The following is a 5,380-nucleotide window of genomic DNA, read 5'->3' on the forward strand; positions in this document are numbered from 1 at the left end:
CCGATACGCTGGCCCCATGGCCCTGCCCGACCGTCGTCTCCTGCTCGTCCACGCCCATCCCGACGACGAGACCATCAACAACGGCGCCACGATGGCGAAGTACGTGAGCGAGGGCGCGCACGTCACGCTGGTCACCTGCACGCTGGGCGAGATGGGCGAGATCCTCGTGCCCGAGCTCGAGCACCTGGCCGCCGACCGCGACGACGCGCTCGGCGAGCACCGGCTCACCGAGCTGACCGAGGCGATGCGGCTGCTGGGCGTCACGGACTTCCGGCGGCTCGGCGGCGACGGCCGGTTCCGCGACTCCGGCATGAAGTGGGGCGACGACGGCAACGCCACGGCCGCCGACGACATCCACGAGAACGCCTTCTGGCACGCCGACCTGCTCGAGGCGACGAACGAGCTGGTCGCCGTGATCCGCGAGGTCCGTCCCCAGGTGCTGGTGACCTACGACGACTTCGGCAACTACGGCCACCCCGACCACGTGCAGGCGCACCGCGTCGCGCACTACGCCGTCGCGCTCGCCGCGGCCCGCTCCTACCGCCACGACCTCGGCGACGCGTGGGACGTCGCCAAGGTCTACTGGACGGCGATGTCGGCCCGGGCGATGCGCGAGGGCATCAAGGAGATCCGCGAGGCCGGCGACCTGCAGTTCATGGAGGGGCTCGACCCCGACCACCTGCCACCCTTCGCCATCGACGACGACGACCTCGACGCCGAGATCGACGGCAGCCCGTGGGTCGACGCGAAGCTCGACGCCATGCGTGCCCACGCCACGCAGATCTCGGTCGACGGGCCGTTCTTCGCCCTCTCCAACGACGTGGCGTTCCGCGCGTGGGGCACCGAGCACTACCGCCTGGTCAAGGGTGTCGCGGCACCCGTGCCCGGCACGTCGTTCGAGGACGACCTCTTCGCCGGCACGGGCGTGTGAGCGTGCGGGCGGTCCTCGCCCGCGCCGGCGTGCTGCTGCTGGGCGCGTGGGTCGGTGCGCTCGGTGCCGTCGTGCACCGCATGACGGTGGACGTGGGCGGCCTCGACGTCCCGTGGGGGCTCGTGCTCGCGCTCGTGGCCACGCTGGCCACGGCCGTCGCGTGCGACGGCCTGGTGCGGGTCGGTGCGGCGTGGTTCGGCTTCGGCTGGACCCTCGTCCTGCTGCTCCAGCAGGTGCAGTCGACGGGCTCCTACCTGGTGGCCTCGGACACCCTGGGGTGGACCTTCACGATCGGCGGACTGGGGCTCTGCGCAGCCGCGGTCGTGGTCGCGCCTCGCCTCGCCAGGTGAGCGCGGTGCGGGGCCGCCGGGGTCGCTCCGTCATCATGGGAGGAATGCGACCAGCGCCGACGGGCGTGACGCAGGGGTCGATCCTCTGTTGTACTACCGGTCGCACGGGGCACGATCGCGCGATCGTCGCCGCAGAGCCGACCACCCGAGGGAGCCAGGCATGAACGACGAGCGACCGGAGTCGCCCGACGTGGAGGGTACCGACGAGGGACACCTCGACGAGACCGTCTCCGACGCCGACGTCGAGCCGGTGGTCGAGTCCGACGAGCTCGACCTCGACGACGCCCCGACCCAGAGCTGGTCGCTCGCCGACCACGACGCCCCCCGGGCTGGGGGCGAGCGGTCCGGGGACGAGGGGTCCGAGGGCGAGTGGACCGAGGACGAGGCGGAGGTCGCCGAGTCGTCAGCGCCGGCCGAGGCCTTCGAGGACGTCGACGACGCTACGCAGGACGACGCATCGCTCGCGGCGGCACCCCCGCCGCACGCGGTGGACCCCGACGGCTGGTCCGACGAGCCCCCGACCGGCGACGGCGACGCCGGCTACCCGGGCGACGAGGGATCCGGGCGGCACTGGGGACGCTGGGCGCTCGTCGCCGTCGTCGTCCTGCTGGGCGGTCTCTACGTCGGTGGCTACCTGCTCACCGGCAGCCGGCTCGCCGCCGGCACCACCATCGGCGGCGTCGACGTCGGCGGCATGTCGCCCGCCGGCGCACGCTCGACGCTGGAGAAGGAGCTGGGCCCGAAGCAGGACGACCCGGTCGTCCTGGTCCACGGCGACGAGCGCTTCGAGGTCACGCCGTCCGACGCCGGTCTCGCGCTCGACGTCGACGCCTCCGTCGACTCCGCAGGCGGTGCGCGCAGCTGGGACCCACGCGACATGGTCGCGCTCGTGGTCGGCAGCCGCAACCGCGCCCCCGTGCTCGACGTCGACGAGAAGGCGCTGCGGTCGGCCGTCCAGGGCATCGGCGAGGCCGTCGACGTGCCCGTCACCGAGGCCCTCATCACCTTCCCGAACGCCACGCCGCGGACGCGCCAGCCCAAGGACGGGCTCACCATCCGCACCGCCGACACGGCGCAGCTCATCCAGGACGAGTACCTGGTGCAGGACGAGCCGGCCAAGGTCCCGACGGCCGCGGTCGAGCCCGCCGTCGACGTCGCAGGCCTGCGCGAGGCGGTCTCCTCGATCGCCCGGCCGGCCGTCGCGGCACCGGTGACCATCCGGGTCGGCCGGCAGAAGGTCGAGCTGCCCGTGACCGCCTACGCGCCGGCCCTGCGCGTCGAGCCCGTCGACGGCGCGATGACCCCGGTCATCGACCCGGAGCGGCTCGCCGAGCCCCTCACCGACGCCACCACCGGCATCGGGCGCAAGGCGGTCGACGCCACGGTGGAGATCCGTGGCGAGCGCCCCGTGGTCGTGCCGGGCAAGGAGGGCATCGGCCTGCAGCCGAAGGAGATGGCCGAGAAGCTCGTGCCGGTGCTCACGCGCAGCGGAGCCGAGCGCGCCGTCACGGTCGAGGCCAAGGTCGTCGAGCCGGAGTTCACGACCGAGGACGCCAAGGCCCTGCGCATCACCGAGAAGGTCAGCGAGTTCACCACCGAGTACCCGCACGCCGAGTACCGCAACATCAACCAGGGCCGAGCCGCGCAGCTGCTGGACGGCACCATCGTCGAGCCGGGGGAGACGTTCTCCTTCAACGACACCGTGGGCGAGCGGACGGCGGCGAACGGCTTCACCAGCGGCTCGGTCATCAACGGCGGTCGCTTCCGCGACGAGCTCGGCGGTGGTGTGTCGCAGGTGGTCACCACCACCTACAACGCCGCCTTCTTCGCCGGGCTCGACGACGTGGAGCACCACCCGCACGCGTTCTACATCGACCGCTACCCGGTGGGCCGTGAGGCGACCGTCTACTTCGGGTCGCTCGACCTGCGTTTCCGCAACAACCTCAAGAGCGGCGTGCTCATCCGCTCGTTCGTGCAGCCGAGCTCGCCCGGCGGCGTCGGCCGCACGACGGTGCAGATCTGGGGCACGAAGGAGTTCGACGTCGAGGCGGGCCAGTCCGAGCGACGCAACTTCCGCACCGGCCAGACGCGCTACGACGACTCGGCCTCCTGCGCACCCCAGGGTGCGTTGCCCGGCTTCGACATCGACATCTACCGCACCCTGCGCAAGGACGGTCGCGTCGTGAAGCGCGAGACCGACACCGCCGTCTACCAGGCGGCCGACCGCATCATCTGCGGCAAGAAGCCGGAGCCGAAGAAGGACGACGACTGAGACCCGCCTGACGGGTCGCGGCGACGCCCGAGCGAGAGGCGCCGCCGCCCGCTCGGTCAGGCGAGGCCGAGGGCCGTCGCGAGGTCGGAGCGCAGCGCCTCCAGGGTGGCGTCGGCCTGCTCGCGCGACACCTCGACGGAGTCCTGCACCGACACGACGACCTCGATGTAGCACTTGAGCTTGGGCTCAGTGCCCGACGGGCGGCAGATGATGCGCGCCGAGTCGATCGCGGGTCCGTGCGGGGCGGCCTCCGTCGCCGGCGGCAGAGCCAGGGCGAGGCGGATCCCGTCGGTGGGCGGGAGGCCCGCGTACCCGTCGGCGAGGTCGTCGACGGCCGTCACCTCCAGGCCGCCCAGCAGTCGCGGCGGCGTGGTGCGCAGCGTGCTCATGGCGTCGGCGATGATCGACAGGTCGTCGACGCGCACCGACAGCTGGCCGGTCGCGTGCAGACCGTGCTCGCGGTAGAGGTCGTCGAGCAGGTCGAGGAGCGTGCGCCCCTCGGCCTTCAGCTCCGCCGCCAGCTCAAGCACCGCGAGGATCGCGGACACGCCGTCCTTGTCGCGCGCGACGTGCGGGGCCACGCTGTAGCCCAGCGCCTCCTCGTAGCCGAACGCGAGGTCGCCGATCTTGCCGAGCCACTTGAAGCCGGTGAGGGTCTGCTGCCAGCGTCGGTCGTGCGCCTCGGCCTGGCGGCCGAGCATGTCGGAGGAGACGATCGACGAGCCGTACGTGCCGTCCACGCCGCGGCGCAGCAGCAGCTCGGCCAGGAGCACTCCCGTCTGGTCGCCCGTGAGCATCCGGAACGCCTCACCATCCCTGACCCCCACGGCGCAACGGTCGGCGTCGGGGTCGTTGGCGACGATGACGTCGGCCTCGACCTCCGCCGCGAGCTTCAGCGCGAGGTCCATCGCGCCCGGCTCCTCGGGGTTCGGGAACGCGACGGTGGGGAAGTCGGGATCGGGGTCGCCCTGCTCGGGCACCACGTGCAGGGCGGGGAACCCGGTGCGTCGCACGACCTCGACGAGGGTGTCGCGTCCGACGCCGTGCATCGGCGTGTACACGGCGACGACGTCGCGTGGGCCGTCGTGCGCGAGGTCGACGACGGCCTGCACGTAGGCCTCGGCCACGTCGGGGCCGCAGACGGTGTAGTCGTCGCTGCGGGGCAGCTCGTCGACCCGGCCGACCTCGTCGATGAGCGCGGAGATGTCGGTGTCGGCCGGCGGCACGATCTGGCTGGAGTCGCCAAGGTAGACCTTGTAGCCGTTGTCCTGCGGGGGGTTGTGCGACGCCGTCACCATGACGCCGGCCGAGCAGCCGAGGTGCAGGATGGCGTGGGCGAGCACCGGCGTCGGCAGGTGCACGGGCAGCAGGTAGGCGCGCACGCCCGCCGCCTGCATGATCTCGGCGGTGTCGCGGGCGAACACGTCGGAGTTGTGCCGCGCGTCGTACCCCACGACCACCGACGGCTCCCCGTCGACCTCACGGCGCAGGTACGCGGCGAGACCTGCGGCGGCCTTGGCGACGATGACGCGGTTCATCCGGTTCGGACCGCCGCCGAGGGCGCCGCGCAGCCCGGCGGTGCCGAACTGCAGACGGCTGCCGAAGCGGTCCTCGAGCGCCGCGGTGTCGTCGGCGTCGACGAGGGCCTGCAGCTCGGCTCGGGTCTGCGGGTCGGGGTCCTGGCTGATCCAGTCGAGTGCGAGGTCGACGACGGACATGGGTGCTCCTCGGGGCGTGGGTGGCCGGTCAGGCTCAGATGCGGGGGATGACGTCGGCGAGCAGGGCGCCCATGCGGCTCGCGGCCGCCTTCCCGGCCTCGAGCACCTC

Annotated in this window: 4 protein-coding genes; 3 read left to right on the plus strand and 1 reads right to left on the minus strand. The window is 72.6% G+C overall.

The window, feature by feature from the left end; genetic code table 11:
• Positions 1-16 precede the first annotated feature (16 nt).
• The 3 genes from mshB (at position 17) to A6Q79_RS16150 (ending at position 3,553) form a co-directional block, all read left to right on the plus strand.
• Positions 17-931, plus strand: a complete 915-nt coding sequence (gene mshB / locus A6Q79_RS16140; protein ID WP_067859264.1) for an N-acetyl-1-D-myo-inositol-2-amino-2-deoxy-alpha-D-glucopyranoside deacetylase — start codon at positions 17-19, stop codon at positions 929-931.
• Positions 928-1,281: a hypothetical protein gene (locus tag A6Q79_RS16145; protein ID WP_067859261.1), complete on the plus strand. Its 354-nt coding sequence runs from the start codon at positions 928-930 to the stop codon at positions 1,279-1,281. Before mshB ends, A6Q79_RS16145 begins: the two co-directional genes overlap by 4 nt.
• 160 nt (positions 1,282-1,441) lie before the next feature.
• Positions 1,442-3,553, plus strand: coding sequence for a VanW family protein (locus A6Q79_RS16150; RefSeq protein ID WP_067859258.1), 2,112 nt, complete (start codon positions 1,442-1,444; stop codon positions 3,551-3,553).
• Positions 3,554-3,609: 56 nt separating this feature from the next.
• On the opposite strand, the gene A6Q79_RS16155 is transcribed toward A6Q79_RS16150, so the two are convergent.
• Positions 3,610-5,271 carry a phospho-sugar mutase gene (locus tag A6Q79_RS16155; protein WP_286690123.1) on the minus strand — a complete coding sequence of 554 codons (1,662 nt, stop codon included), beginning with the start codon at positions 5,269-5,271 and terminating at the stop codon, positions 3,610-3,612.
• Positions 5,272-5,380 lie beyond the last annotated feature (109 nt).

The organism is Aeromicrobium sp. REDSEA-S32_B7, assembly GCF_001626145.1.
Classification (GTDB): domain Bacteria; phylum Actinomycetota; class Actinomycetes; order Propionibacteriales; family Nocardioidaceae; genus Aeromicrobium; species Aeromicrobium erythreum.

Coding starts and splice junctions, on each gene's coding strand:
- mshB (WP_067859264.1), top strand. CDS start 17: ATGGCCCTGCCCGACCGTCGTCTCCTGCTCGTCCACGCCCATCCCGAC.
- A6Q79_RS16150 (WP_067859258.1), top strand. CDS start 1,442: ATGAACGACGAGCGACCGGAGTCGCCCGACGTGGAGGGTACCGACGAG.
- A6Q79_RS16155 (WP_286690123.1), bottom strand. CDS start 5,271: ATGTCCGTCGTCGACCTCGCACTCGACTGGATCAGCCAGGACCCCGAC.